A 23,454-nucleotide genomic window follows, 5' to 3' on the forward strand; every position below is an offset into this window, starting at 1 on the left:
GGGCCAGAACATGACAGATCGTCGCTATGTGATTGATGAAATGATCTCCGCCAAGGAGATCGCGGCGCGAATCGAGGCTTTGTGCCGGGAAATCCAGACCGAATTCAAAGACACCGACAAGCTGGTGGTCGTGGGGCTGCTGCGCGGCAGTTTTGTGTTCATCGCCGATCTGGTGCGCGAGCTCGACCTGCCGATCGAGGTCGATTTTCTGGAGGCCTCCTCCTATGGCGACGGCATGGAGAGCAGCCGGGAAGTGCGTATTCTCAAAGACTTGCGCGGCGCCATTGAAGGGCGCGATGTGCTGCTGGTCGAAGACATCGTGGACACCGGCCACACCCTGCACCATGTCACGAACCTGCTGCAAAGCCGCAACCCCGCGCGGTTGCGTACGATTGCGCTCCTGGACAAACCCAGCCGCCGGGAAGTTGACATGAAAGCCAACTGGACCGGGTTCGAGATCCCGGACGAATTTGTTGTGGGCTACGGCATTGATTACGCGCAGCGCAACCGCAACCTGCCCTACATCGGCAAGGTGCGCTTCCCGTGAGGCGGGCGTGCTGAACCCGCGCCATCTGTTTCGCGCAGCCCTGTGGGTGCGCAATCCCCCATCGATGAAGCGGGTGATCATGGTGTTCAGCTTCATCGCCATCGCCTTGGCCATCGGCGGCATCGAATGGCTGGGCCTGTGGCCGGACTGGGCAACAGCGGAGCGCATCCCCCGCCTGCCGTGACCCCGGCCCGCCGATCACGACAATGGGTTTTGACCTGCCCCGCGAAACATGTAACCCTCGCCTGAGCCAACGGATGCAAGCCCAGCTTATCAGCAAGGAGATTTCCATGAAGTTCGCCAATATCAAGTCACTCACTGTCCTTTTGACCGTTGGTGCGGTGTCAACGGCCTCGTTCGCGGCAAGCCACGAGAGCAAATCCAGCAACGCCGCGGTGAATGCGCGGCACGCGCAGATGCAGATGGTCAGTTACAGCATTGGCCTGCTGGGTGCCGTCGCCAAGGGAGAGATGGACTATTCAGCGGAGATGGTTTCATCGGCCGCAAAGAACCTTCAGGCGCTGGCCCGGATGGACAAGGCGAGCCTGTGGATCGCAGGCACCGAACAGGGCGCTGTTGACGGCTCCCGCGCGAAAGCAGAGATCTGGAGCGACCCGGACGGCTTTGCCGCCACGTTCAAACAGATGGACGATGCCGCCACCGCGCTGATTGATGCGGCGGATGCAGGTGCCGTTGGCGCAGGCATGGGCGCGCTCGGCGGGGCGTGCAAGGCCTGTCATGAGAAGTACCGCGGCCCCAAGAACTGATCCTTGCGAAACGCGCTGAGGATAGCAGCTGCGCTGGCCATCGCATTGGCCGGCGGGGGCTGGGTGATGACCCGCCCGGCACCCTTGGTTCAGGATATCGCCGCAGGCCATGAGGCGGATGCGGCACGCGGCGCGCTGCTCTTCGCCGCGGCGGGCTGTGCGTCCTGCCACACCGCGCCCAAGGCAGAAGACAAGACGATGCTGGCAGGCGGTATGGCGTTTGCCAGTGACTTCGGCACCTTCTATGCGCCCAACATCTCACCTAGCACTGCGGGCATCGGCGGCTGGGACCTGCCGCAATTCGCCCGCGCCGTGCGGGAAGGTGTCTCCCCCGAGGGGGCCCATTATTATCCGGCGTTTCCCTATGGGTCTTATGTCAGAATGACGGACGCCGATGTGGCGGACCTGTTTGCGTATATGCAGACCCTGCCCGCCAGCGACAGGGTGAGCCAACCCCATGACGTGGGATTTCCGTTCAACATCCGGCGCGGGTTGGGCCTGTGGAAAGTGCTCTATATGGACCGCAGCGATGTGATGGCAGAAAGCGCCGATCCGGTGCTGATGCGCGGCCGCTATCTGGTGGAGGCGCTGGCCCATTGCGGCGAATGCCACACACCGCGCGATGGATTGGGAGGCCTGATGCGCGATCAGTGGCTGACAGGAGCGCCAAACCCGTCAGGCAAGGGCGAGATACCGGGGATCACGCCGGCGCATCTGGACTGGTCCGAGGGTGATCTGGTGGAATATTTCACCTCCGGCTTCACGCCGGAGTACGACAGCGCAGGCGGTTCCATGGTGGCAGTGGTCGAAAACCTGTCCAAACTGCCAGTGGAAGACCGGCAGGCGATTGCAGCCTATCTCAAAGCACTGCCGTAACGCGGGGTCTCACCCCTTATCAGCCGGATGCCCGCAACGGTTCCACCCCCGCTCCATTGGCAACCCAGCCACCGCGCTGGCCCCTCTTTTTGGCCAAAAATATCCCGGCGCAACGGATCCAACAAAAACGCTTGTCAGGGATGGGGCACCTACGCCCCCAGCTTCTTCATCCGCGCATCCCGCAGCCGCGCGAAATCATCCCCCGCATGGTAGGACGACCGCGTCAGTGGCGTGGCGGAAACCATGAGGAAACCCTTGCCGTAAGCCGCCTTTTCATAGGACGCAAATTCATCAGGGTGCACGAAACGGTCCACGGCATGGTGTTTCGGCGTCGGTTGCAGGTATTGCCCGATGGTCAGGAAATCAATGTCCGCCGCGCGCATGTCTTCCATCACCTGAATGACGGATTGCCGGTCTTCCCCCAGCCCCACCATGATGCCGGATTTGGTGAACATGCCGGGATCCAGCTCCTTCACCCGCTGCAACAGCCGCAGGGAGTGGAAATACCGCGCACCGGGACGGACTTCGGGATAAAGGCCCGGCACGGTTTCAAGGTTGTGGTTGAACACATCCGGGCGCGCTTCGACCACCTGCTCCAGGGCTTCGGGGCCGCAGCGGATAAAGTCCGGTGTCAGGATTTCGATGGTGGTGCCGGGAGAGCGGTGGCGCACGGCGCGGATGGTCTGGGCGAAATGATCCGCCCCGCCGTCCTCAATATCGTCGCGGTCGACGGAAGTGATCACCACGTGGTTCAGCCCCAGCTTGGCCACCGCATCGGCCACCCGGCCCGGCTCAAACACGTCCAGCGCCTCTGGCGGTTTGCCGGTGGCGATGTTGCAGAAGGTACAGGCGCGGGTGCAGACCTCTCCCATGATCATCATGGTGGCGTGGCCCTGAGACCAGCATTCGCCGACGTTGGGGCATCCCGCCTCTTCACAGACCGTCACCAGCTTGTTGTCGCGCATGATGCGGGCGGTTTCGGCATAGCCTTTGCCGCCGGGCGCTTTGACGCGAATCCAGCTTGGCTTTTTGGGCTGTGCATTGTCCGGCTTGCGGGCCTTTTCAGGGTGTCGCTGCTCGGGGATTTTCAAATCGCGCATGGGGGCCTCCGTCCTTGCAGCCTATCTAGCATCTTGAGTGTGCTGAAAAAAGACCCGGTATGCGCAATGCAGTGTTGCAGGGTTGGCATGCCGGGGTTGTTGAACGCGCAGGCCTGTGCGGGCGGAGGGGTTGAATGAGGGCCAGCCCTCATACTCCCGGGTTTTTTGAACCATTTGGAAGGGGCTGAGAGGGGGGCTCAGAGCCACCAGCGGGGGCGGCTGCGGCGCGCGATCAGGGCAGAAAGGCTCCAGCGGTCGCGGTGCATCAGCAGCAGGAGTGCGATGAAGGCGGCGAGGACAGCCAGATCAATCACCTGATTGCGGTGAATGGGAAACCCCCGGTCATTGAGCGCGAAGGGATCAAGGAACCCCTCCCAGCGACGGGTGACAGTGAAGAGGTGCATCAGCGCCAGCGCGCCATAGCTGAAAGGCCGCAAGAGGCCGAGAGCGGCCAGGAGGCAGAGCGTGATTTGCAGGCCCGCCATCAGATAGATCTGCTCAAAACTCAGCGTGACGCCATCAAAGTTCTTGGCAAGCCCCTGATATTGCTTGGGCGTGATCACCTTGTGAATGGCCCACAGGAACATGAACCACGCCAGCCCCAGTCTGAGGATCAGCAGCGCTGCCCCGTCGCGTTGGTCCTGTGTCAGCATCATACCCTCCTGTTTTGCACTTGCTATGCGACAGGACGGCGGAGGTCACGGGGCCAGCGGCCAAGAACACGCAAAGGTGAGCGGGTCAGCCGATCATGGGGCCACTGGCCCCTTCGGTTTCCTCATAATGGCGTTGCAGGCGCATCAATGCGATGCGCAGGACGATCTTGCCCGACCGCGCCGACCAGCCAAGCCGCTTTTCCGTGGTTTCCAGCCCTTCCAGATAGCAGCAGCAATGCAGCGCCACGTCCGAGAGGCCCGAGCCGAGGTATCCAAGGGCTGCGGAGACACGCGCGCGGGCCTCTGACGCGGCATCGCCCCCGCGCGCGCCCCTGCCCCTGCTGGTGCCGGCGGTCAGAAAACCATCCCAGTTCTGGGTCACCGCGGTGCCCATCTGGGCCAGCTCAAAATCCTCCCGCAGGCGTTCACCGGCATGCACCAGCGGGTCGGACAGAAAGGCACTGCCGTCGCGGTCGCGCCTGCGGGCCAGCGCGATCAGCGGGCTGTCGGCCAGACAATAGCGCATGCGTGCGCGTTGCGGGGCATTCGGGTCGTCCTCAGCTTCCGTCACAAATTGGCCTTGCGCTTCGGCAAAACCTGCGGTGACCGGCGCGCCCCCTTGTTTGTCGATCATCTTGGCAAGCGCGCTGCGCCCCTGCGCGGTGATGTGATAGCGCACGATGCGGCCCGAATTGCCCGGGGCGATCCAGCTTTTGAGCGCCAGCGCCTGGGCGACAGCCGTGCTCAGCACCGCAGTGCGGGTGGGCGCGTTGCTGCCTGCATCCCGCACCACCACAGCGCGTTCCATTTCGGCCGCAACCGCCAGCAACGCACCGGTTTCGCACAGGCGGCGCAGAACCCGCGTTGCTTCCAGCGTGAGCGTTTGCTGATCCGGCACGATCTCAGGCGCCGCCGCCTCTGTCGGCACGGCATCTGCTGCGCGCGCGGGCCGGTGCAACGTTCCCAGCGCACGCAACCCCGCATCCACCAGCGGATCGTCCCGGCGCATCTCAACCTTGCGGATCTGCCGCAGGATGGTGGAGGCATGACACTGCGCATCGCGCGCCAGTTGCCGGATCGGCAGCCCCCATTCGGTATGGGCAAGGTAGCGCGCGGTCCCAACGGGGACCCAGTCGGGCAGGCCTGTCGGCGTCCAGGTTTCGGTGTCATTCATCTCGGGTACCATGTTCATCGCCACTCACCATTGTTGAAACTTATCCACAGAAAAAACAACCTAAGGCTGCATTGGTTACTGGAAAGTTAATGAAACGTCATGCCGGTAAGCATTGTTTCTAAGAGATAATCTGAGATGAAGGGGGCGTGCGTTGAAAATTGGAGATGCGCAACACCCGTTCAGGTTGTGCAATGGTCACGGCGTGCGGCATCCCCGCCGCAGTTGAGTTATCCTGAACGAGGAACCACCCATGCAAGACATCTTTAGCCGCCTCAATGCCCTGCACCGGCCCCGCCTGATGATGCGCGCCGCGCGCATCGGCGCGCAGGAATATCACCGAACGGCCCATCTGCCACGACTGTTGGGCTATGGCGCATTGCCCCGCCATGGGGCTGCGCTGATGCGGCTGATGGACATTGAAAGCGGTCTGGAAGACCAGCGCACCGCGTCAGATGCCGGCTACAGCCTGATCCGTCATGTCGATGTGCTGATCGCGATGGTGGGCGAAGCACGGGTGTTGCGGGCCGCACAGGCGGGCAGCGCGCCGAAACCCGGCGCGCACCCCGCTACATGAAGCTGTCGGGCTCCGCCGCCTTGCGCTGGGCGATATAGGTATCAAGCGCTTCACGGATGCCGGGATCAAGGGCGGGTTGCTGGTAATCGGCCAGCAGTTTCTCCACCCGCGCTGTGGCAAGGGCCTGCGTGTCGCGTGCGCCTTCATCTTCCCAGGTCTCGAAGGGTTTGTAATCCAGCAGGTCCGACTTCCAGAAGGCGGATTTGAAATTGGCCTGGGTATGCGCGCAGCCCAGATAATGGCCGCCGGGCCCCACTTCGCGGATCGCATCCATGGCTTGCGCGTTCTCGTCCATCTCCACACCACGGGCCAGATGGTGCAAGGCCCCCAACTGATCCGCGTCCATCACGAACTTCTCAAACGAGGACACCAACCCGCCTTCCAGCCAGCCGCAGGAATGCAGCATGAAATTCACCCCGGCCAGAAGTCCCATGTTCAGGCTGTTCGCCGTTTCATAGGCCGCCTGCGCATCGGGCAGTTTCGATCCACAGAAAGACCCCGCAGAGCGGTATGGCAGGTTCAGCCGCCGTGCCAGTTGTCCCGCGCCATAGGTGATATGGCTGGCCTCCGGCGTGCCAAACGTCGGCGCGCCCGAGTTCATGTCAATCGACGTCACAAAAGCCCCCATGATCACCGGCGCACCCGGCCTGATCAGCTGGGAATAGGCGATCCCCGCCAGCGCTTCGGCCAGCACCTGCGTCAGCGTGCCTGCGACCGACACCGGCGCCATCGCCCCGCCGACAATGAAGGGGGAGATGATGCAGGCCTGATTGTTCTGCGCATAGACCTCCAGCGCGCCCATCATCACATCATCAAACGTCATCGGAGAGTTGATATTGATGAGCGATGTCATCACGGTGTTCTGCTGGACAAAATCCTCCCCGAACAAGAGCCCGCACATGTCCACGGAATCCTGCGCGCGGCTGGGCTCTGTCACCGATCCCATGAAGGGCTTGTCAGACAGCGTCATATGCGCATGCAGCATGTCCAGATGGCGCTTGTTCACCGGCAAATCTGTGGGTTCACACACCGTGCCGCCTGAATGGTGCAGCCACTTGGACATATACCCCAGCTTCACGAACTTGGAGAAATCCTCCATCGTGGCATAGCGCCGCCCGCCTGCGGCATCGCGCACAAAGGGCGGACCATAGACCGGCGCCAGCACCAGAGAGCGCCCGCCCACTTCGACATTCCGCTCCGGGTTGCGCGCATGCTGCACGTAGGACGAGGGCGCCGTGGCGCAAAGCTGACGCGCCAGCCCACGGGGAATGCGCACCCTTTCGCCATCAATATCCGCGCCTGCATCGCGCCAGCGGGCGATCGCGGCTGGATTATCAAGGAAATTCACCCCGACCTCTTCCAGCACGGTCTCGGCATTGTGCTCGATGACCTGCAAAGCTTCTTCGGTGAGCACCTCGAAGTTGGGAATGTTGCGTTCGATGAACCGTGCGGTTTCAAACGACACAGCCGACCGTTCCGCCCGCCGTGCAGCCCCTCCGCCGCCCCGTGCCCTGCGCCGTGCTTCCGCCATGATGATCCCCTTGCATCAAATCTCCTGCACCGTTCCTACCGCAGCCACGCCCCGCCGCCCGCGCGGATAACGCCCCCTAACAGAGAAAAGCGACATGCAATCACCCCCCGCCCGTCTGTGCGCCACACGCCGCTGCCCCTTCCAAATGGTTCAAAAACCCTGAGGTTTGGAGGCAGAGCCTCCATCAGGGCGCTTGCGCCCTTCCGATCCTGCTGCGGACAATCGCAAGGCCTCTTGTCCCTGCCCGCCCCCTCGCCTAATCAGGCCCTATGACAGAGCTTTCCCATGACCGCCTTCTCATCATCGATTTCGGCAGCCAGGTCACCCAGCTGATCGCCCGCCGTTTGCGCGAACTGAACGTCTTTTGCGAGATCCACCCGTTCAACACCGTCGATGATGCCTTTCTTGATGCCTTTGATCCCAAAGCGGTGATCCTGTCAGGCGGGCCTGCTTCCGTGGTGCATGACGAATCCCCCCGTCCGCCGACGTCCGTCTTTGACCGTGGCGTACCGGTGCTTGGCATCTGCTACGGCCAACAGGTGATGATGCAGATGCTGGGCGGCAAGGTCGAAGGCGGCAAAATCTCCGGCGGCGGCGGCACGGCGGAATTCGGGCGTGCCTATGTGGCACCGACCGACAACAAACTCGATCTTCTGGACGGCTGGTTTGCCACCGACCGTGAGCAGGTCTGGATGAGCCACGGGGACCACGTCAGCAGGATCGCCCCCGGATTTGAGGTCTTTGGCACGTCTCCCAATGCGCCCTATGCCATCACCGCAGACACCAGCCGCCACTTTTACGCCGTGCAGTTCCATCCAGAGGTGCACCACACGCCCAATGGCGCGAAGCTTTATGAGAATTTCATCCGCCTGGCGGGCTTCAAGGGCGACTGGACGATGAGCGCCTACCGCGAAGAGGCGATTGCAGCCATTCGCGCGCAGGTGGGCGACCAGAAAGTCATCTGTGGCCTCTCCGGTGGCGTTGATTCCTCAGTTGCCGCTGTGTTGATCCACGAAGCGATTGGCGATCAGCTGACCTGCGTCTTTGTCGACCACGGATTGCTGCGCAAGGGGGAGGCCGAAGAGGTCGTCACCATGTTCCGCGACAATTACAACATGCCGCTCATCCATGCGGATGAGCAGGATCTGTTTCTGGGCGAACTCGACGGTGTCAGCGACCCCGAAACCAAGCGCAAGATCATCGGCAAGCTCTTCATCGACGTCTTCCAGAAACACGCCAAAGAGGTCGGCGATGCGACCTTCCTGGCGCAAGGCACGCTCTATCCGGATGTGATCGAATCCGTCTCCTTCTCTGGCGGACCGTCTGTCACCATCAAAAGCCACCACAACGTCGGCGGCCTGCCGGAAAAGATGGGCCTTAAGCTGGTCGAACCCCTGCGCGAGCTTTTCAAGGACGAAGTCCGCGCGCTGGGCCGCGAATTGGGGCTGCCGCCCTCCTTCATTGGCCGCCACCCCTTCCCCGGCCCCGGTCTTGCCATCCGCTGTCCGGGTGAAATCACCCGTCCGAAACTCGACATCCTGCGCGAAGCCGATGCGGTCTATATCGACCAGATCCGCAAACACGGGCTCTATGATGAAATCTGGCAGGCCTTCGTGGCCATCCTGCCCGTGCGCACCGTCGGCGTGATGGGCGATGGCCGCACCTATGATTTCGCCTGCGCGCTGCGCGCGGTCACCTCCGTCGATGGCATGACGGCGGATTACTATCCTTTCACCCATGAATTCTTGGGCGAAACGGCGACGCGCATCATCAACGAAGTGCCGGGGATCAACCGGGTGACCTATGACATCACCTCCAAGCCGCCGGGAACCATCGAATGGGAGTGACCCTGACCGGCCAGTTGATCTGCAAGACCGAGGATGAAGCCGCGCGCGTGCGCGCCGCACTCGACACCCACATTCGCCTGACGCGGGCCGAGCCGGGGTGCCTGTCATTTGAGGTGAATCCAACCGATGATCCACTGGTCTGGCAGGTGGATGAGGCCTTTGCAGACAAAGCCGCCTTTGACGCCCATCAGACCCGCGCGGGCGCCAGCGACTGGGCCGTGCAAACCGCTGGTATCGAACGCAATTACACCATCACCGGCCTCGCATGAACGTCACCTTGCGCGCCGCGTTCTGGATGCTGGGCGCGATCTTTTCATTCACGGCGATGGCGCTGGCCGGGCGGGCGCTGGGGGCGGAGTACGACACGTTTGAGATCATGCTCTATCGCTCCGTTGTCGGCTTGATCATCGTGGTGCCCCTCGCGGCGCACATCGGCACGCTGGGGCAAATCAACCGGGATGCGCTGGGCCTTCATGTCATCCGGAACCTTGCGCATTTCACCGGCCAGAACCTGTGGTTCTATGCGGTCACTGTCGCCCCGCTTGCGCTTGTTTTCGCACTGGAATTCACCACACCCCTGTGGGTGATCCTGCTGTCCGCGATCCTGCTGGGCGAACGGCTGACCTTCTGGCGCGCCCTGGCCGCCCTGATCGGCTTTGCAGGTATCCTGATCGTGGCCCGCCCCGGCATGACCCCGGTCAGCCTTGGCATGTTGATGGCCGCCGCCTCGGCCATCTTTTTCGGGCTGACGTTCATCTTCACCAAGAAGCTGACCAAACGCCAAAGCGTGACGTCTATCATGTTCTACCTGACGCTGCTGCAACTGGTCTTCGGCATCCTCGCTGCCGGATATGATGGCGACATTGCCATGCCCACAGCCCAAAGCACGCCGCTGCTGGTCCTTGTCGGCCTCTGCGGGTTGATGGCGCATTTCTGCATCGCAAAGGCGCTCAGCATCGCGCCTGCGGCGGTGGTGGCCCCCTTTGACTTCGTCCGCCTGCCGGTCATTACGATCATCGCCATGCTGGTCTACGGCGAGGCACTGGACATCTGGGTGTTTGTTGGCGCCGTGGTGATCTTTGCAGGCAACTACCTCAACATCTGGTCGGAAAATCGACAAACCGCATGATCCGGATCGCGCAAAGCCACGCGACAGTTTAGAGCACCTTCATGACGGATCAAAAAACCCTCTCCTCCCGCGCCTGGATGGAATTGCTGCTGCTGGCGGCGATCTGGGGCGCGTCGTTTGCGGCCATCCGCATCGCACTGGATGAGCTTGGCCCGCTGACCGTCGTCGCCCACCGTGTCGGCTGGGCAATGCTGGCGCTGTGGGCCGTGGTCTGGTGGCGGCGCCTGCCGCTGCCGCGGGATGCGCGCGTCTGGTTTGCCTTTCTGATGATGGGCCTTTTGAACAACGCCATCCCCTTTGGGCTGATGGCCTGGGGGCAATTGCACATCGCCAGCGGGCTGACCGCCATCCTGAACGCCGCCACGGCGATCTTCGGCGTGCTGATGGCAGCGCTCTTTTTCGCCGACGAACGTCTGACACCGCGCAAAGTGATGGGCGTCACCCTTGGTTTTGCCGGCGTGGCCACCGCCATCGGACTGGAAAACCTGCGCAATTTCGATCTGCGCGCGCTGGCGCAGCTGGCTGTCATCGCGGGCACGGTGTCTTATGCGCTGGCTTCCGTCTGGGGGCGCAAACGGCTGGGCGATCAACCACCTCTGGTGGCGGCGGCAGGCATGCTGACGGGTGGCACGGTCATCCTGCTGCCACTGGCCTGGGCGATCGAAGGGCCGATCACACTCGATCTGGCCCCGCGCACCTGGGGCGCGATTGCCTATGTCGGGCTGATCTCCACCGCACTTGCCTATCTGCTCTACTACCGCGTGCTGGCCATGGCCGGGTCGGGCAACCTGATGCTGGTCACCCTGCTGGTGCCGCCTTTCGCCATCACGCTGGGTGCGTGGCTGCTGGAGGAAACCCTCTACGCTTCCGCCTTTGCAGGCTTTGGCCTGTTGGTCACAGGCATGATCATCCTCGACGGGCGCATCTGGCGTCTGTGGGCCAAGCGCGCTAGGTAGGCCCAACCGCAGTTACCCCGAGACCCCGTCCATGCTTTACCCTACCGCAGACGCCTGGCGCGTCGCCCCTCACCGCAAAGTGCTGGTCTTTGGCATGTCCGGGCTGGGCAAAACCCATCTGGCAGGGCTGCTGCGCCGCTCGGGCGACTGGTTCCACTATTCCATCGATTACCGCATCGGCACCCGCTATCTGGGCGAAACCATCGCGGACAATGCCAAGGCCGAAGCGATGAAGGTCCCCTTCCTGCGCGACCTGCTGCTGAGCGACAGCATCTACATCGGCTCCAACATCACCTTTGAGAACCTGCATCCCGTGGCCACCTGGCTGGGCAAACCGGGCGATCCGGCAAAAGGCGGGCTGCCCATGGCCGAATACGCCAACCGGCAAGAGGCCTTTCGCCAGGCGGAGATTGCGGCCCTGAACGACACCGCCCATTTCGCCAGCCGTGCGCAAACCTTGTATGGGTATGACCACTTCATCTGTGACACCGGCGGGTCGATCTGCGAATGGGTCGATGCCAGCGACCCCGAAGATCCGCTGCTGACGGCCCTGTCCCGCGAATGCCTGCTGATCTGGATCAAAGGCGACGCCGCCCATCAGGAAAAACTGATCCGCCGCTTTGATGCCGCCCCCAAACCCATGGCCTACCAGCCCGAATTCCTCAGCAGCGTCTGGTCTGACTACCTTGACCGCAAGAGCCTGAATGAAACGGACGTGGACCCTGACGCCTTCATCCGCGAAACCTACGCCGCAGCGCTCTCCCACCGCCAACCGCGCTATGAAGCGATGTCACACTGGGGCGTGACCATCACCGCCGATCAGATCGCCGCACTGGACGGTGAGCAGGACTTCGTCGACCTGATCGCCGGTTGCCTGCCCTAGTCACCTGGAATCGAACTTCGATTCCAGGTGACTAGAAACACTGCGCCACCGCAGCCTCCAGCGCCGCCCGCGCCCCGGCCAGCGAAAACCGGATCACAGGACGGCGGCTCATGTCCTGCACGGTCAGCCACCGCCCCCGCTGTACGGCCTGCATGAACGCCGAACCGGGTGGGATATCCACCGTCAGCGCCCCGCGCGCGCGGTCAAACGGCACCAGATATTCCACCGATCCAATCAGCATCCTGTATTGCCCCGCTTCAATCGGCACATCGGCCAGCACGAAATAGCTCTCACCCGGCGTACAGAAGTAATTGAACGCATAGCCCTGCTCAGCCTGCGTGCCCGCATAATGGTGCACCCCATTGCTGGCCAACCCCACCTGCCAATCACTGCGAAAGTCCGGCAGCCGGGGGGAGGCCTGCTGCGGCAGGCTGGCGATACAACGTGCCTCAACACATTGATTGTATTGCAGGCTTGCCGCTCCAGGCGAATCCGCCAGACAGGCCCAGATGCAGCGTTGCAGCACCATCGGATCCTCCTGCGTCCCCCCCGCACCAGGCCAGAGCAACATCAAAACCAACCAGACCTGCCGCATCATAGACTGCCCCCTGCCCCCACCATGTGGCCCCTCTCTTTGAGACACAAGCCTCACCGCCCCTTCCAAATGGTTCAAAAAACCCCGCCGGAGGCCCGAAATCTCTTTTGACGCCCCGCACCCGCACACATGCCGGTGATGTCGCGCGCAAACCCGCACCGCCCCCTTGGCAGCGCCCCACCAGCGGTCTATCTAACAGCCTCACGATAAACGGACCCCTTCCCATGCCGATCAAGATCCCCGCCACCCTGCCCGCCTACGACGTCCTGACGCGCGAAGGAGTGATGGTGGTCGACGAAGAACTGGCCGCCCGACAGGACATCCGCCCCCTGCGCATCGCCTTGCTGAACCTGATGCCCAAGAAGATCCAGACCGAGAACCAGTTCGCCCGTCTGATCGGGGCCACGCCCCTGCAGATCGAGCTGAGCCTGCTGCGCATGTCCGATCACAAGACCCGCAACACTGCGGCTGAGCACATGGCCAGCTTCTATCGCCCCTTCGAGGAGGTTGGCGATGAGAAATTTGACGGGCTGATCATCACCGGCGCCCCGATTGAGCATCTGGATTTCGAAGACGTGGATTATTGGGCGGAACTGACCCGCGTGATGGACTGGACCCAGAGCAACGTACATTCCACTTTCGGCGTGTGCTGGGGCGGGATGGCGATGATCAACCATTTCCACGGGGTGCCCAAACACATGCTGGATCACAAGGCCTTCGGCTGTTTCCGGCACCGCAACCTCGCACCCTCCTCCCCCTATCTGCGGGGATTTTCGGACGAATGCGTGATGCCCGTGTCCCGCTGGACAGAGATCCGGCAGCCTGAAGTCGACGCCGTGCCCGGTCTCAAGACCCTGCTGGGCAGTGCCGAGGTCGGCCCCTGCCTGATCGAGGACGCCGCCCATCGTGCGCTCTATGTCTTCAATCACTTTGAGTATGACAGCGAGACGCTCAAGCAGGAATACGACCGCGACATCGCCGAAGGCACGCCAATCAACGTGCCCGGCAACTACTACCCCGACGATGATCCCGCACAGCAACCGCTGAACCGGTGGCGTTCCCATGCGCATCTGCTGTATGGCAACTGGATCAATGAGATATACCAATCCACACCCTTTGATATGTCGCTGATCGGGGGGAACTGATGCGGAGCATGCTGCTGGTTTTCCTCCTTCTGGTGGCCGTCGCTGTGGTGGTCATCCAATGGCGCGCCCGCGCCCATGAGGCAGCCGCCGAAGCCGCACACCCCCCAGCCGGAGAGATCGTGACCGTGGACGGTGTCCCGGTGCATTACAAAACCATGGGCGCAGGGCCGGATCTGGTGCTGATCCATGGTGCCAGCGGCAATCTGAACGAATTCACCATGGGCTTCGCCCAAAAGCTGTCAGAACGGTACCGCGTGACCCTCTTCGACCGCCCCGGCCTGGGCTGGACCGGGCGTCTGCCCGACAAAGCCGGCGCGTGGAACAGTGCAGAGGAAACGCCCCACGAACAGGCCAGCCTGCTCGCCGCTGCGGCGGATAAGCTGGGCGTCAGGAACCCGATTGTCATGGGCCATTCCTTTGGCGGGATCGTCGCGATTGCCTGGGGCCTTGCCCGTCCGCAGGAAACCGCCGCCCTCGTGCTGGTCGCAGCCGTCGCGGAACCCTGGCCCGGTGATCTGGGCCCCACCTATACCGTGGGCGGCACGACACTGGGCGGGGCGCTGCTGATCCCGATGGTGACGGCTTTTCTACCCGAAGGATATGTGGAGCGCAGCATCGGGTCGGTCTTTGCGCCACAGGACGCGCCGGAGGGATATGCAAAACACCTCGGCGTCGGGCTGACTCTGCGCCGCGAGAGCATCCGCGCCAATTCCCAGCAGGTGAACGCGCTGCGCCCCCATGTGGTCGAGATGCAGAAACGCTACGGCACGCTGACCATGCCCATCGAACTGGTGCATGGCACTGCCGACACCACGGTGCCTGCCGACATTCACGCCAAGGTCTTTGTCAACGATGTGCCCAACGGCAATCTGACCCTGCTGCCCGGTCAGGGCCATATGCCGCAACAGACCGCGCAGGACGACATCATCGCCGCCATTGACCGGGCCGCTGCACGCGCGGGTTTGCGTTAAGCCCCTTAACATCCCATATTACTGTAAAGACGAGCAGAATGGAGGCCGCGATGGACCTGCCCTTTGATGGTGCGATCAGCGCTTACTACGAAAACGACGCGCCCGACGCGATCCGCCACGCGATCATGCGCGCCGAGAAGGGCGACATCATCACACCGGGATTTCCCCACTCTGAACGGCTGGCCCGCAAGGTCTACGCCCGTGAATACGCCAAACTGCAAATCGAAATGGTCAAGCTGCAAGCCTGGGTCCGCGACACCGGCACACGTATCGCCATGGTGTTCGAGGGCCGTGATGCAGCTGGCAAGGGCGGCACCATTGGCCGGTTGCGCGAGAACCTCAACCCCCGTGCCGCCCGCGTCGTGGCCCTGTCCAAACCCACGGAAACCGAACGGGGAGAGTGGTATTTTCAACGCTATATCAAACACCTGCCCACCGAGGGGGAGATGGTTTTCTTTGACCGCAGCTGGTACAACCGCGGCGTGGTGGAGCATGTCTTCGGCTTTTGCACGCCCGCGGAACGCGCGCATTTCTTCACGCAGGTTCCGCCCTTTGAAACCATGCTGGTCGACGAAGGCATTCACCTGTTCAAGTTCTGGCTGAACGTCGGCCGTGCCGCGCAGCTGAGGCGCATGTTGGCGCGCGAAAGCGATCCGTTGAAACAATGGAAGCTCAGCGGGATTGACGTCAAAGGCCTGCCAAAATGGGACGCCTATTCCGACGCCATCCGCGAAACCCTCACCCGCACCCATACCGACAACGCCCCATGGACGATAATCCGCTCCGATGACAAACGCCGCGCGCGGCTGAATGCGATGCGGATCGTCCTGCATTCCTTTGAATACACACGCAAAGACGCCAAGGCGATCGGAGAGATTGACACCAGCATCAGCGGTGGACCGGACATCTGGGATGCCTAAACGCGGCTACCACCACGGCAATCTGCGGCAAGCGCTGATCGAAGGCGCGTTGCAGCTGATTGAATTGCGCGGGCCGATGGGATTCACCCTGTCGGAGGCCGCCAAACAGGCCGGCGTCACCCCCGCCGCGGTCTACCGCCACTTCGACGGCCGCGAGGATCTGATCGCGGAAGCCGCGCTGCAGGGCTACGGTATCTTTGCCGACCTGATGGAATACGCCTATCAATCCGGTCAACCCTCCGCCCTCAAGGCGTTTGAAGCCACGGGCCGCGCCTATCTGGCCTTTGCGCGCAAATACCCCGGCCATTACATCGCGATGTTCGAAAGCGGCGTCTCGGTCAACCGCACCCCGGAACTGGCCGCCGTCGCGGGCCGCGCCAATGGCGTGCTGGAGAAAGCCGCGACCGATCTGAGCCAGCACATCCCGGAAGACAAACGCCCGCCGGCGTCGATGTTCTCCGCCCATATCTGGGCGATGAGCCACGGGGTGGTCGAACTCTTCGCGCGCAACTCACCGGGCCGCGCGTCGCCCTTCCCGCCAGAGGATTTGCTGGAGACGGGAATTGGGATCTACCTGCGCGGCCTCGGCCTCGTGCGCCCTGATGAATGACGCTTTCAACAGACGCCTCTCACGGCAGGTGACGGTGATGGGTGCTGCCCTCCCCCTCTTCCAAATGGTTAAAAATACCCCCCCGGAGGGTTAAAATCTCTTACGCATCCGCCGCCGCGCGTGCGCCCGTCTGACCAGATGCACCAAACGAGAAAGGCCGCGCCCATCGGCACGGCCCTTCCCATAACGTTTTGAAGAAGCTTAACGCTTGGAGAACTGGAAGCTCTTACGCGCTTTGGCCTTACCATATTTCTTCCGCTCAACCACACGGCTGTCGCGGGTCAGGAAACCTGCCGCTTTCAGCGCGCCGCGCAGGGAGGGATCATAGAGCTGCAGCGCTTTGGAAACGCCGTGCTTTACCGCACCGGCCTGACCGGACAAACCGCCACCCTTGACCGTGGCGACAACGTCGAACTGGCCTTCGGTGTTGGTGATGCCGAAAGGCTGCGCGAGGATCATCTGCAACACGGGGCGTGCAAAGTAATCGTTCTGCGGCTTGCCGTTGACGGTGACCTTGCCGGAACCGGGCTTGATCCAGACGCGGGCGACCGCATCTTTCCGCTTGCCGGTGGCATAGGCGCGGCCAAGGTCGTCGCGAACCGGCTCACGGGTGATGGTCTCTTCGGTTACGAAAGCAGCGGCGACAGGCGCCTCCGCAGTGGTCACAACCCCTTCGAGGCCTTCGAGTGTTTTGATTTCATCAGCCATCTTTATGCGCTCCGGGTGTTTTTCTTGTTCATGGCTTTGACGTCCAGAACATCGGGGCTTTGCGCCTCATGGGGGTGATCGGAACCGGCGTAGACGCGCAGGTTGGTCATGATCTGGCGGCTCAGACGGTTGCCGGGCAACATGCGCTTTACGGCCATTGTCACGATACGCTCGGGGTGCTTGCCCTCAAGGATCTGCTCTTTGGTCCGCTCTTTGATGCCGCCGGGGTGGCCGGTGTGCCAATAGAACTTCTCGTCCCGCTTCTTGCCGGTCATCTGAATTTTCTCGGCGTTGATCACGATGACATTGTCGCCGCAATCCATGTGGGGGGTGAAGGAGGGCTTGTGCTTGCCGCGCAGGCGCGTGGCAATGATCGAGGCAAGACGGCCCAGAACGACGCCTTCCGCGTCGATCAGGATCCATTTCTTGTCGATGTCTGCCGGTGTTGCAGAAAAGGTTTTCATCTGGGTTTCCCATGTGGTGTTCCTGGCGTGCCAAGACACGCCGCAATTGATGGGCGGGTTATAAACACCCCCCTGCGCAGGTCAAGCGCCTTTAACGCCGCAAAATACAGCAAAAACAATCACTTGAAAATTAGGTAATATAATACCCCAATCAAACGGAAATCTGTTCGGGCGGATTGTCCAGCAGATCCCGCAGCCGGTGCATTGCAGCTTCAAAACTGTCGAGCGAAACGCTCCCGTTGATGGCCATGCGCACCGCATGGGGCGTCTGGGACTCGCGGCTGGCGAATTCTTCCGCCGCGCGCAGTTGCACGCCGCGCTTCTCCGCCGCTTGGCAAAACGCCGTTGCGCGCCAGCCCTGTGGCAGCACCAGCCAGACAAAGGGCACATCCCGCCGCCAGCGCAGATCGAAAGCACCCAGCACATTGACCGCGCTCTTCACATAGCGTTCCACACCGCGCCGCGCATTTTCCATCACCTCTGGAAGCTGCGGATGAGACAACAACCCCGCCGTCAGATCAAGCAGCGGCGTCGCCAGCCCGAAAAAGCCATGTTCCGCAGACCGGTGAAGCGCGCTTGTCGCCCCCCGAGGGCCCAGCACGCAGCCGACCCGCAAGGCAGGTGTCAGGGACTTTGACAGGGATGTGACATACCACCCCCTTTCTGGCGCGAGAGAGCGATACCCCTCCCCCTCCGCCCGACCCATACGGTAGCAATCGTCGTCCAGGATCTGGAGGTCATGCTTGCGCGCCACCTCCACGATTTCCAGACGCCGCTCCATCGGCGTAAAGCCGCATGTCGGGCTATGGACTTCTGGCGATGTACACAGAATCTGGCCTTCAGGGTGATCGACAGCCGCCTGCGCCAGTGCGTCGGGCCGAATGCCATCCGCATCCATCGCGATTGGTACAATATCCGCGCGTACCAATTCAGCCGCCCGCCGAAAGCCCGGATAGGCGAGTTCTTCCACGAAAACAATCGGGCGCCGGCCGCGCAGAACCGTTTGAAACATCAGAAGGATGCCGTTTTGCCCACCGTGTGACAATACAATGTCACTCTCATCAACCGGCCCGATTGGCACATCTTGCAGCCACCCCGCCATCGCTTCACGCGCGGGTTTGGCGGATCGGCGGGACGGATAGTGCATCACGCCCGAAGGCGGATCTTCGGAGATGTCGCGCAGAACGCTGCGGATCAGACGCGCCTGCCCGCCGTTGGGCAAATGCGGGGAAAACAGATTGACGTTGTCCGTATCGGCCGTGGCGTGGTTGTGTTCAACAACGTTAACTTCGATCAGATTGAGGGGCTTATCGGGCGCGGACCGTCCAAGTCCCGCGCCGATCCTGGCCACAAACGTGCCGCGCCCGACCTCAGCCCTGAGCACCCCGCTGTCCGTCAGGACCGTATAGGCCCGCGCAACGGTGCCCGGTGTGATCTGCAATTTCCAGGCCAGTTCGCGCACCGGCGGCAGTTTCGCACCGGTCTGCAATTCGCCTTTGGTGATCTTGTCGCGGATCATGCCCACAACTGTTTTGTACTTGGGACCACCCCCGGTCAGCGCGTCAGATGACCAAATTGTATCCATGACAATGTTTTCCTAGCAGCCATATATCATTTTTTGTACCAATAAATTTGTAGCAGTAAGTTACATTGTGTCAATACATTTAGAAGGAGACTCCTCATGGCACACGCAAGATCCGTTTCCACCGAAACCCTCGGTATTCTGTCCCAGCCGGGATTGCCCTTTGCGGCAAAACTGGCGGTCACCTTTGCGGTCTGCGTCACCAAATGGAGCATCCGCCACCGCACACGCCGCGCCTTGATCCAGCTGGAACCCTGGCAGCTGAGCGACGTGGGACTGACGTCCGAGCAAGCAAGTACAGAGGCTTCTCGCGCGTTCTGGCAGGCGTAACATCCCTGTGGCTTCTGCCAGACCTCTTCACTGGGCCGGGAATTCCCGGCCCTTTTTTATGTGCGTACCGATCGGCCCCCCCCCTTTCCGCACCTTGACCAATGCGAGCGGATGCCCAAGGCCACTGCCCCGGGTGCGCACCGGGACACCAAAGCTGGAAACCGACATGTCGCCGGGTCGCAATTGGGTTAGATACCCCCCCGCGTTCTAAAGTCTGCTGAAACACAGCATGTGCTTTGGAGGATGAGCGATGAAAGACTGCGTAGCCCTGCAAGATGGCCGCCTGACAGAACGGCAGAAGTCAGCCTATTGGAACGACGGCTACCTTTTCCCGATCCGGGTCGCAGATGACGCTCAAACGCACTCATGGCGCGCCGCGCTGGAGGAGATTGAACGCACTTGGCTTGATAACGGATTGCCCTTGCCGCTCAACACCTACAAGCGGGTCAACGCGCAGGTGGTCATGCCGCTGGCCTGTGAGATTGGCTTGCACGGCCCCATTCTGGACGCCGTGGAAGGCGTGCTGGGACCCGATGTGATGCTCTATTCTGTCGAGTTTCTGACCAAGGAGGCGCATACCAAGCACGTCGTGACCATGCATCAGGATCTGGCCTATTGGGGCATGGGGGATATGGACAATATCCTCACGGCCTGGCTGGCATTGTCGCCCGCGACAACCGCGTCGGGGTGCATGGACTTCGTCCAGGGCAGCCACAAGAACGAAATCCTCGCCCATGAGGACAGCTTTGATGAGCTTAACCTCTTGTCACGCGGACAGGAAATTGCGGTTGATGTCGCCGATGCCGACAAAGTGCCGGTTGAATTGGCGCCGGGGTGCATGAGCTTGCACCATGGCCTGACCATCCACGGCTCCGGCCCCAATCAATCCGACGATCGTCGGATCGGTGTCGCCATCAGATATGTCTCCACCAAAATGCGCAAGGCGGGCGGGAACAAGGACTACGCGATCCTGGCACGGGGTGCTGTCAGCGACGCCAGTTTCATCACCTACGCCCCTCCCGAAGCCCTGTTTGATGGGCCGAGCATGGCGTTATACGCGGAAATCCGGGATGAGCAGGCCAAGGTGATGATGGCAGGGGCAAAAAGTCAGAGTGCGATCTATTAGGAAGCGGCCCCGCCTCACCCCATGGACCGGGGCGGAATCGCATAGGTCAGGCTTGCGCGGGCGACAGGCTCCGCCTTGCCTTCGGAGTACAAAAGCACATCCGTCACCGACAGCTGCTTGCCCAGCTTCAACAGCCGCGCCTTGGCGATCAAATCCTTGCCCGCCTCTGGCTTGCGCATGAAATCAATCGAACAGTTTGTGGTCACCGCCAGCGCCTTCGGGCCGATCATCGCAAGCGTGACGATATAGGCCGCCACATCCGCAAGGCCGAACATCGAGGGGCCGGATACCGTGCCACCGGGACGCAGATGTTTCTCGGCGGTTTTCAGACGCATGGTCACTTCGCCCGGACCCACGTCATCCACTGCAAAATCATCCGCAACCTGCTGAAACACCTCCTGCATGAACGCCTCAAGTTCCTGCGCCGTCATAACTGGTTCTGCGACCATCTTGTTCTCCCTCACCAAGCGGGTCTAGAATTGGACCGGATCGCAAGGGGGAGCAAGATGACAATACTGCAAGTGGACAAAGAACGTGCCGTCACACATCTGACGATGAACGCGCCGGAGCGTTTGAACGCCCTGTCAGATGAGATGCTGGCGGCCTTGCAGGAGACGCTCGATGATCTTGCAACTGACCCCACCTGCCGCGTTGTCACCCTGTCGGGCACAGGCAAGGCGTTTTGTGCAGGCCACGACCTGCGCCAGATGACGGCGATGCGCCAGAACGAGGACGGCGGTGCCGCGGCCTTCAAGGATCTGTTCGAGCGGTGCAGCCGCGTGATGGCGCGCATCCAGTCGATGCCGCAGCCGGTGATCGCGCAAGTGCATGGCATTGCCACCGCTGCGGGCTGCCAGTTGGTGGCCACCTGTGACATGGCCGTGGCGGCGGAAGGCACGCGGTTTGGCGTGAATGGTGTGAACATCGGTCTTTTCTGCTCAACCCCGATGGTGGCGCTCAGCCGGAACATCCCGCGCAAACAGGCGTTTGAGATGCTGACCACGGGCGATTTCATTGATGCCACCCGCGCCCAGGCGCTGGGGTTGGTGAACCGCGTGGTGCCGATGGAGGCTCTGGTGGCTGAAACTGCGGCGCTGGCCGATCAGGTCGCCGGCAAGCTGGGTGCGGCCGTGCGCATCGGGAAAGAGGCGTTCTACAACCAGCTGCAACTGCCCACAGCCGAGGCCTATGCCTATACCGGCGACGTGATGGTGACCAATATGCTGCGTGAGGATACCCGCGAGGGGATTGATGCCTTTCTCGAAAAGCGCGACCCGACCTGGGAGCAATAGGCCGCGCGCACTGTTTCCGATTCGGCGCTGGATTGTTTATGTCTTTCCTCTGGCAAATCTGACGCAATTGGGGCACGTTTGTGTCAGAGCACATGGCTCACGATGATTTTGGGTCGCCATCTGCAGAAGGTCCCTCCAGGTCAGCCTCTCACTGATCGACCGTCCCTGCACTGGCGACCCCAAAAATCACCCCTCCAAATTCTCTCCCCTCTCTCCGCGACGCGGGTGCCCTCCAAGGCCCGTTGTCAGGGGCCGCCTGCGGCACCCTGCCCGCGCGGATGTTCTTGCGCCGCTCGGTCCGCTCCCCTACATCGCGGGCATGACACAGACACTCCACATCATCGGCGGCGGCATGGCCGGATCAGAAGCAGCATGGCAAGCGGCGGAGGCAGGCGTGCCTGTGGTCCTGCATGAAATGCGCCCGCATGTGGAAACCTTCGCCCACCAGACCGGGCTGTTGGGCGAGATGGTGTGTTCAAACTCCTTCCGGTCCGATGACAATGAACAGAACGCCGTGGGTCTGCTGCATTGGGAGATGCGCGCGGCCGGTGGGCTGATCATGCAGATGGCCGACAAACACAGCCTGCCTGCCGGGGGGGCGCTGGCCGTGGACCGTGATCTGTTCGCGCAATCGGTCACGGACGCGCTGATTGCGCATCCAAATGTAACGATTGAATATGGCGAAATCACCACGCTTCCCGAAGACGGCCCCTGGATTGTGGCAACGGGCCCGCTCACCTCTGGCGCTTTGGCGGAAACGATTGCCGCCGCCACCGGCGCGGATGCGCTGGCGTTCTTCGATGCCATTGCGCCCATCGTCTATTTCGACAGCATCGACATGTCCAAGGCGTGGATGCAATCGCGCTATGACAAGGGCGAGACGGAGGAGGAGCGCACCGCCTACCTCAACTGCCCGATGGACAAGGACCAATACGAGGCGTTCATCGACGCGCTGCTGGCCGCCGACAAGACGGAGTTTCGTGAGGGGGAGACAGCGACGTATTTCGACGGCTGCCTGCCGATTGAGGTGATGGCCGAACGCGGCCGTGAGACGCTGCGTTTTGGTCCGATGAAACCCGTGGGCCTGACCAACCCACACCAGCCGGACGTCAAAGCCTATGCGGTGGTGCAACTGCGCCGCGACAACAAGCTGGGCACGCTATACAACATCGTGGGCTTCCAGACCAAGATGAAGCACGGCGCACAAAAGGATGTTTTCAAAACGATTCCCGGCCTGGAGAACGCCAGTTTCGCCCGGCTTGGCGGCATTCACCGCAACTCATTCATCAATTCTCCCACGCTGCTGGACGACCAGATGCGCCTGCGCAGCCAGCCCAACATCCGTTTTGCCGGGCAGATCACCGGGGTTGAGGGATATGTGGAAAGTGCGGCGATGGGCCTGCTGGCCGGACGCCTCGCCACGGCAGAAATCAAGGGCGCGCCCCTTGGCCCGCCGCCTGACACGACTGCGGTTGGCGCGCTGATCACGCACATCACCGGGGGCGCGGATGCGAAGACCTTCCAGCCGATGAACGTGAACTTTGGGCTATTTCCGCCTGTCGAAGGGCTCAAGAGCGGTCGACGCGGACGCAAGGACCGCTACAAGGCCTACACGGACCGCGCGAAAATCGACTGGCAGAACTGGCTAAACGGTTAATACTGGACGGGTGCGCG

General features: G+C 61.9%; 27 protein-coding genes. 18 read left to right on the forward strand and 9 right to left on the reverse strand.

Annotated features, from left to right (window positions below; translation table 11 throughout):
- Positions 1-10: 10 nt before the first annotated feature.
- The 4 genes from hpt to Q1A91_RS09075 all read left to right on the forward strand — a co-directional run bounded on the left by hpt (position 11) and on the right by Q1A91_RS09075 (position 2,190).
- Positions 11-547 (forward strand): hypoxanthine phosphoribosyltransferase, encoded by a 537-nt coding sequence (hpt, locus tag Q1A91_RS09060; RefSeq protein WP_299875876.1) that lies wholly within the window; start codon positions 11-13, stop codon positions 545-547.
- Positions 548-554: 7 nt separating this feature from the next.
- Positions 555-731 carry a hypothetical protein gene (locus Q1A91_RS09065; protein WP_299875878.1) on the forward strand — a complete coding sequence of 59 codons (177 nt, stop codon included), beginning with the start codon at positions 555-557 and terminating at the stop codon, positions 729-731.
- Positions 732-837: 106 nt separating this feature from the next.
- Positions 838-1,314, forward strand: coding sequence for a cytochrome c (locus tag Q1A91_RS09070; protein ID WP_299875880.1), 477 nt, complete (start codon positions 838-840; stop codon positions 1,312-1,314).
- Between the two features lie 66 nt (positions 1,315-1,380).
- Positions 1,381-2,190: a cytochrome c gene (locus tag Q1A91_RS09075; RefSeq protein ID WP_299875882.1), complete on the forward strand. Its 810-nt coding sequence runs from the start codon at positions 1,381-1,383 to the stop codon at positions 2,188-2,190.
- Positions 2,191-2,339: 149 nt separating this feature from the next.
- Here Q1A91_RS09075 and lipA read toward each other — a convergent pair whose 3' ends face one another.
- From lipA to Q1A91_RS09090, 3 genes are all read right to left on the reverse strand, one after another.
- Positions 2,340-3,290, reverse strand: coding sequence for a lipoyl synthase (lipA, locus tag Q1A91_RS09080; protein ID WP_299875884.1), 951 nt, complete (start codon positions 3,288-3,290; stop codon positions 2,340-2,342).
- Between the two features lie 197 nt (positions 3,291-3,487).
- Positions 3,488-3,943, reverse strand: a complete 456-nt coding sequence (locus tag Q1A91_RS09085) for a hypothetical protein (RefSeq protein ID WP_299875886.1) — start codon at positions 3,941-3,943, stop codon at positions 3,488-3,490.
- A gap of 85 nt (positions 3,944-4,028) precedes the next feature.
- Positions 4,029-5,135 (reverse strand): DUF6456 domain-containing protein, encoded by a 1,107-nt coding sequence (locus tag Q1A91_RS09090; RefSeq protein WP_299875888.1) that lies wholly within the window; start codon positions 5,133-5,135, stop codon positions 4,029-4,031.
- Between the two features lie 232 nt (positions 5,136-5,367).
- Here Q1A91_RS09090 and Q1A91_RS09095 point away from each other — a divergent pair, with 232 nt between their 5' ends.
- The gene (locus Q1A91_RS09095) at positions 5,368-5,691 is read left to right on the forward strand and encodes a DUF6477 family protein (RefSeq protein ID WP_299875890.1); all 324 of its coding nucleotides are present in this window, start codon (positions 5,368-5,370) and stop codon (positions 5,689-5,691) included.
- On the opposite strand, the gene Q1A91_RS09100 is transcribed toward Q1A91_RS09095, so the two are convergent.
- A complete protein-coding gene (locus Q1A91_RS09100; protein ID WP_299875892.1) occupies positions 5,684-7,222 on the reverse strand; it encodes a trimethylamine methyltransferase family protein in 1,539 nt (512 codons plus the stop codon). The two genes, Q1A91_RS09095 and Q1A91_RS09100, sit on opposite strands and share 8 nt — an antisense overlap.
- 269 nt (positions 7,223-7,491) lie before the next feature.
- Here Q1A91_RS09100 and guaA point away from each other — a divergent pair, with 269 nt between their 5' ends.
- From guaA to Q1A91_RS09125, 5 genes are read left to right on the forward strand one after another with little or no spacing between them, the layout of a single operon-like run.
- A complete protein-coding gene (guaA, locus tag Q1A91_RS09105; protein ID WP_299875894.1) occupies positions 7,492-9,069 on the forward strand; it encodes a glutamine-hydrolyzing GMP synthase in 1,578 nt (525 codons plus the stop codon).
- Positions 9,060-9,338: an antibiotic biosynthesis monooxygenase gene (locus Q1A91_RS09110; RefSeq protein ID WP_299875897.1), complete on the forward strand. Its 279-nt coding sequence runs from the start codon at positions 9,060-9,062 to the stop codon at positions 9,336-9,338. The genes guaA and Q1A91_RS09110 overlap by 10 nt, the downstream gene beginning before the upstream one ends.
- Positions 9,335-10,198 (forward strand): DMT family transporter, encoded by an 864-nt coding sequence (locus tag Q1A91_RS09115; RefSeq protein WP_299875899.1) that lies wholly within the window; start codon positions 9,335-9,337, stop codon positions 10,196-10,198. The genes Q1A91_RS09110 and Q1A91_RS09115 overlap by 4 nt, the downstream gene beginning before the upstream one ends.
- Positions 10,199-10,239: 41 nt before the next feature.
- Entirely contained in the window at positions 10,240-11,154 is a 915-nt protein-coding gene (locus tag Q1A91_RS09120; RefSeq protein WP_299875901.1) for a DMT family transporter, read from the forward strand.
- A 31-nt stretch (positions 11,155-11,185) separates the two neighbouring features.
- Positions 11,186-12,037, forward strand: coding sequence for an ATPase (locus Q1A91_RS09125; protein ID WP_299875904.1), 852 nt, complete (start codon positions 11,186-11,188; stop codon positions 12,035-12,037).
- Between the two features lie 31 nt (positions 12,038-12,068).
- On the opposite strand, the gene Q1A91_RS09130 is transcribed toward Q1A91_RS09125, so the two are convergent.
- The gene (locus tag Q1A91_RS09130; protein ID WP_299875906.1) at positions 12,069-12,608 is read right to left on the reverse strand and encodes a hypothetical protein; all 540 of its coding nucleotides are present in this window, start codon (positions 12,606-12,608) and stop codon (positions 12,069-12,071) included.
- Positions 12,609-12,856: 248 nt separating this feature from the next.
- On the opposite strand from Q1A91_RS09130, the gene metA reads away from it, so the two are divergent.
- The 4 genes from metA to Q1A91_RS09150 are packed head-to-tail and all read left to right on the forward strand — an operon-like array spanning position 12,857 to position 16,278.
- The gene (metA, locus tag Q1A91_RS09135) at positions 12,857-13,777 is read left to right on the forward strand and encodes a homoserine O-succinyltransferase (protein WP_299875908.1); all 921 of its coding nucleotides are present in this window, start codon (positions 12,857-12,859) and stop codon (positions 13,775-13,777) included.
- A gap of 8 nt (positions 13,778-13,785) precedes the next feature.
- On the forward strand, positions 13,786-14,748 hold the full coding sequence (locus Q1A91_RS09140; protein ID WP_299875910.1) for an alpha/beta hydrolase: 963 nt from the start codon (positions 13,786-13,788) through the stop codon (positions 14,746-14,748).
- A 50-nt stretch (positions 14,749-14,798) separates the two neighbouring features.
- A complete protein-coding gene (ppk2, locus tag Q1A91_RS09145; protein ID WP_299875912.1) occupies positions 14,799-15,668 on the forward strand; it encodes a polyphosphate kinase 2 in 870 nt (289 codons plus the stop codon).
- The gene (locus Q1A91_RS09150) at positions 15,661-16,278 is read left to right on the forward strand and encodes a TetR/AcrR family transcriptional regulator (protein WP_299875914.1); all 618 of its coding nucleotides are present in this window, start codon (positions 15,661-15,663) and stop codon (positions 16,276-16,278) included. The genes ppk2 and Q1A91_RS09150 overlap by 8 nt, the downstream gene beginning before the upstream one ends.
- 201 nt (positions 16,279-16,479) lie before the next feature.
- Here the strand turns inward: Q1A91_RS09150 and rpsI are convergent, their stop codons facing one another.
- The 3 genes from rpsI to Q1A91_RS09165 all read right to left on the reverse strand — a co-directional run bounded on the left by rpsI (position 16,480) and on the right by Q1A91_RS09165 (position 19,035).
- Positions 16,480-16,986 (reverse strand): 30S ribosomal protein S9, encoded by a 507-nt coding sequence (gene rpsI, locus Q1A91_RS09155; RefSeq protein ID WP_299875916.1) that lies wholly within the window; start codon positions 16,984-16,986, stop codon positions 16,480-16,482.
- 2 nt (positions 16,987-16,988) lie between these two features.
- Positions 16,989-17,450 (reverse strand): 50S ribosomal protein L13, encoded by a 462-nt coding sequence (rplM, locus tag Q1A91_RS09160; RefSeq protein WP_299875918.1) that lies wholly within the window; start codon positions 17,448-17,450, stop codon positions 16,989-16,991.
- Positions 17,451-17,601: 151 nt separating this feature from the next.
- Positions 17,602-19,035, reverse strand: coding sequence for a PLP-dependent aminotransferase family protein (locus Q1A91_RS09165; protein ID WP_299875920.1), 1,434 nt, complete (start codon positions 19,033-19,035; stop codon positions 17,602-17,604).
- Between the two features lie 96 nt (positions 19,036-19,131).
- Here Q1A91_RS09165 and Q1A91_RS09170 point away from each other — a divergent pair, with 96 nt between their 5' ends.
- Both Q1A91_RS09170 and Q1A91_RS09175 read left to right on the forward strand, forming a co-directional pair.
- A complete protein-coding gene (locus tag Q1A91_RS09170; RefSeq protein WP_299875922.1) occupies positions 19,132-19,362 on the forward strand; it encodes a DUF1127 domain-containing protein in 231 nt (76 codons plus the stop codon).
- 250 nt (positions 19,363-19,612) lie between these two features.
- Entirely contained in the window at positions 19,613-20,488 is an 876-nt protein-coding gene (locus tag Q1A91_RS09175) for a phytanoyl-CoA dioxygenase family protein (RefSeq protein ID WP_299875924.1), read from the forward strand.
- A 14-nt stretch (positions 20,489-20,502) separates the two neighbouring features.
- Here Q1A91_RS09175 and Q1A91_RS09180 read toward each other — a convergent pair whose 3' ends face one another.
- Positions 20,503-20,937: a PaaI family thioesterase gene (locus Q1A91_RS09180; protein WP_299875927.1), complete on the reverse strand. Its 435-nt coding sequence runs from the start codon at positions 20,935-20,937 to the stop codon at positions 20,503-20,505.
- A gap of 57 nt (positions 20,938-20,994) precedes the next feature.
- Between Q1A91_RS09180 and Q1A91_RS09185 the strand changes: the two genes are divergently transcribed.
- Together Q1A91_RS09185 and trmFO are read left to right on the forward strand one after the other, a co-directional pair.
- The gene (locus Q1A91_RS09185) at positions 20,995-21,780 is read left to right on the forward strand and encodes an enoyl-CoA hydratase (protein ID WP_299875929.1); all 786 of its coding nucleotides are present in this window, start codon (positions 20,995-20,997) and stop codon (positions 21,778-21,780) included.
- 319 nt (positions 21,781-22,099) lie between these two features.
- The gene (gene trmFO / locus Q1A91_RS09190; RefSeq protein ID WP_299875931.1) at positions 22,100-23,437 is read left to right on the forward strand and encodes a methylenetetrahydrofolate--tRNA-(uracil(54)-C(5))-methyltransferase (FADH(2)-oxidizing) TrmFO; all 1,338 of its coding nucleotides are present in this window, start codon (positions 22,100-22,102) and stop codon (positions 23,435-23,437) included.
- The last annotated feature ends 17 nt before the right edge of the window (positions 23,438-23,454 follow it).

The organism is uncultured Sulfitobacter sp. (assembly GCF_947500075.1).
Classification (GTDB): Bacteria; Pseudomonadota; Alphaproteobacteria; order Rhodobacterales; family Rhodobacteraceae; genus Sulfitobacter.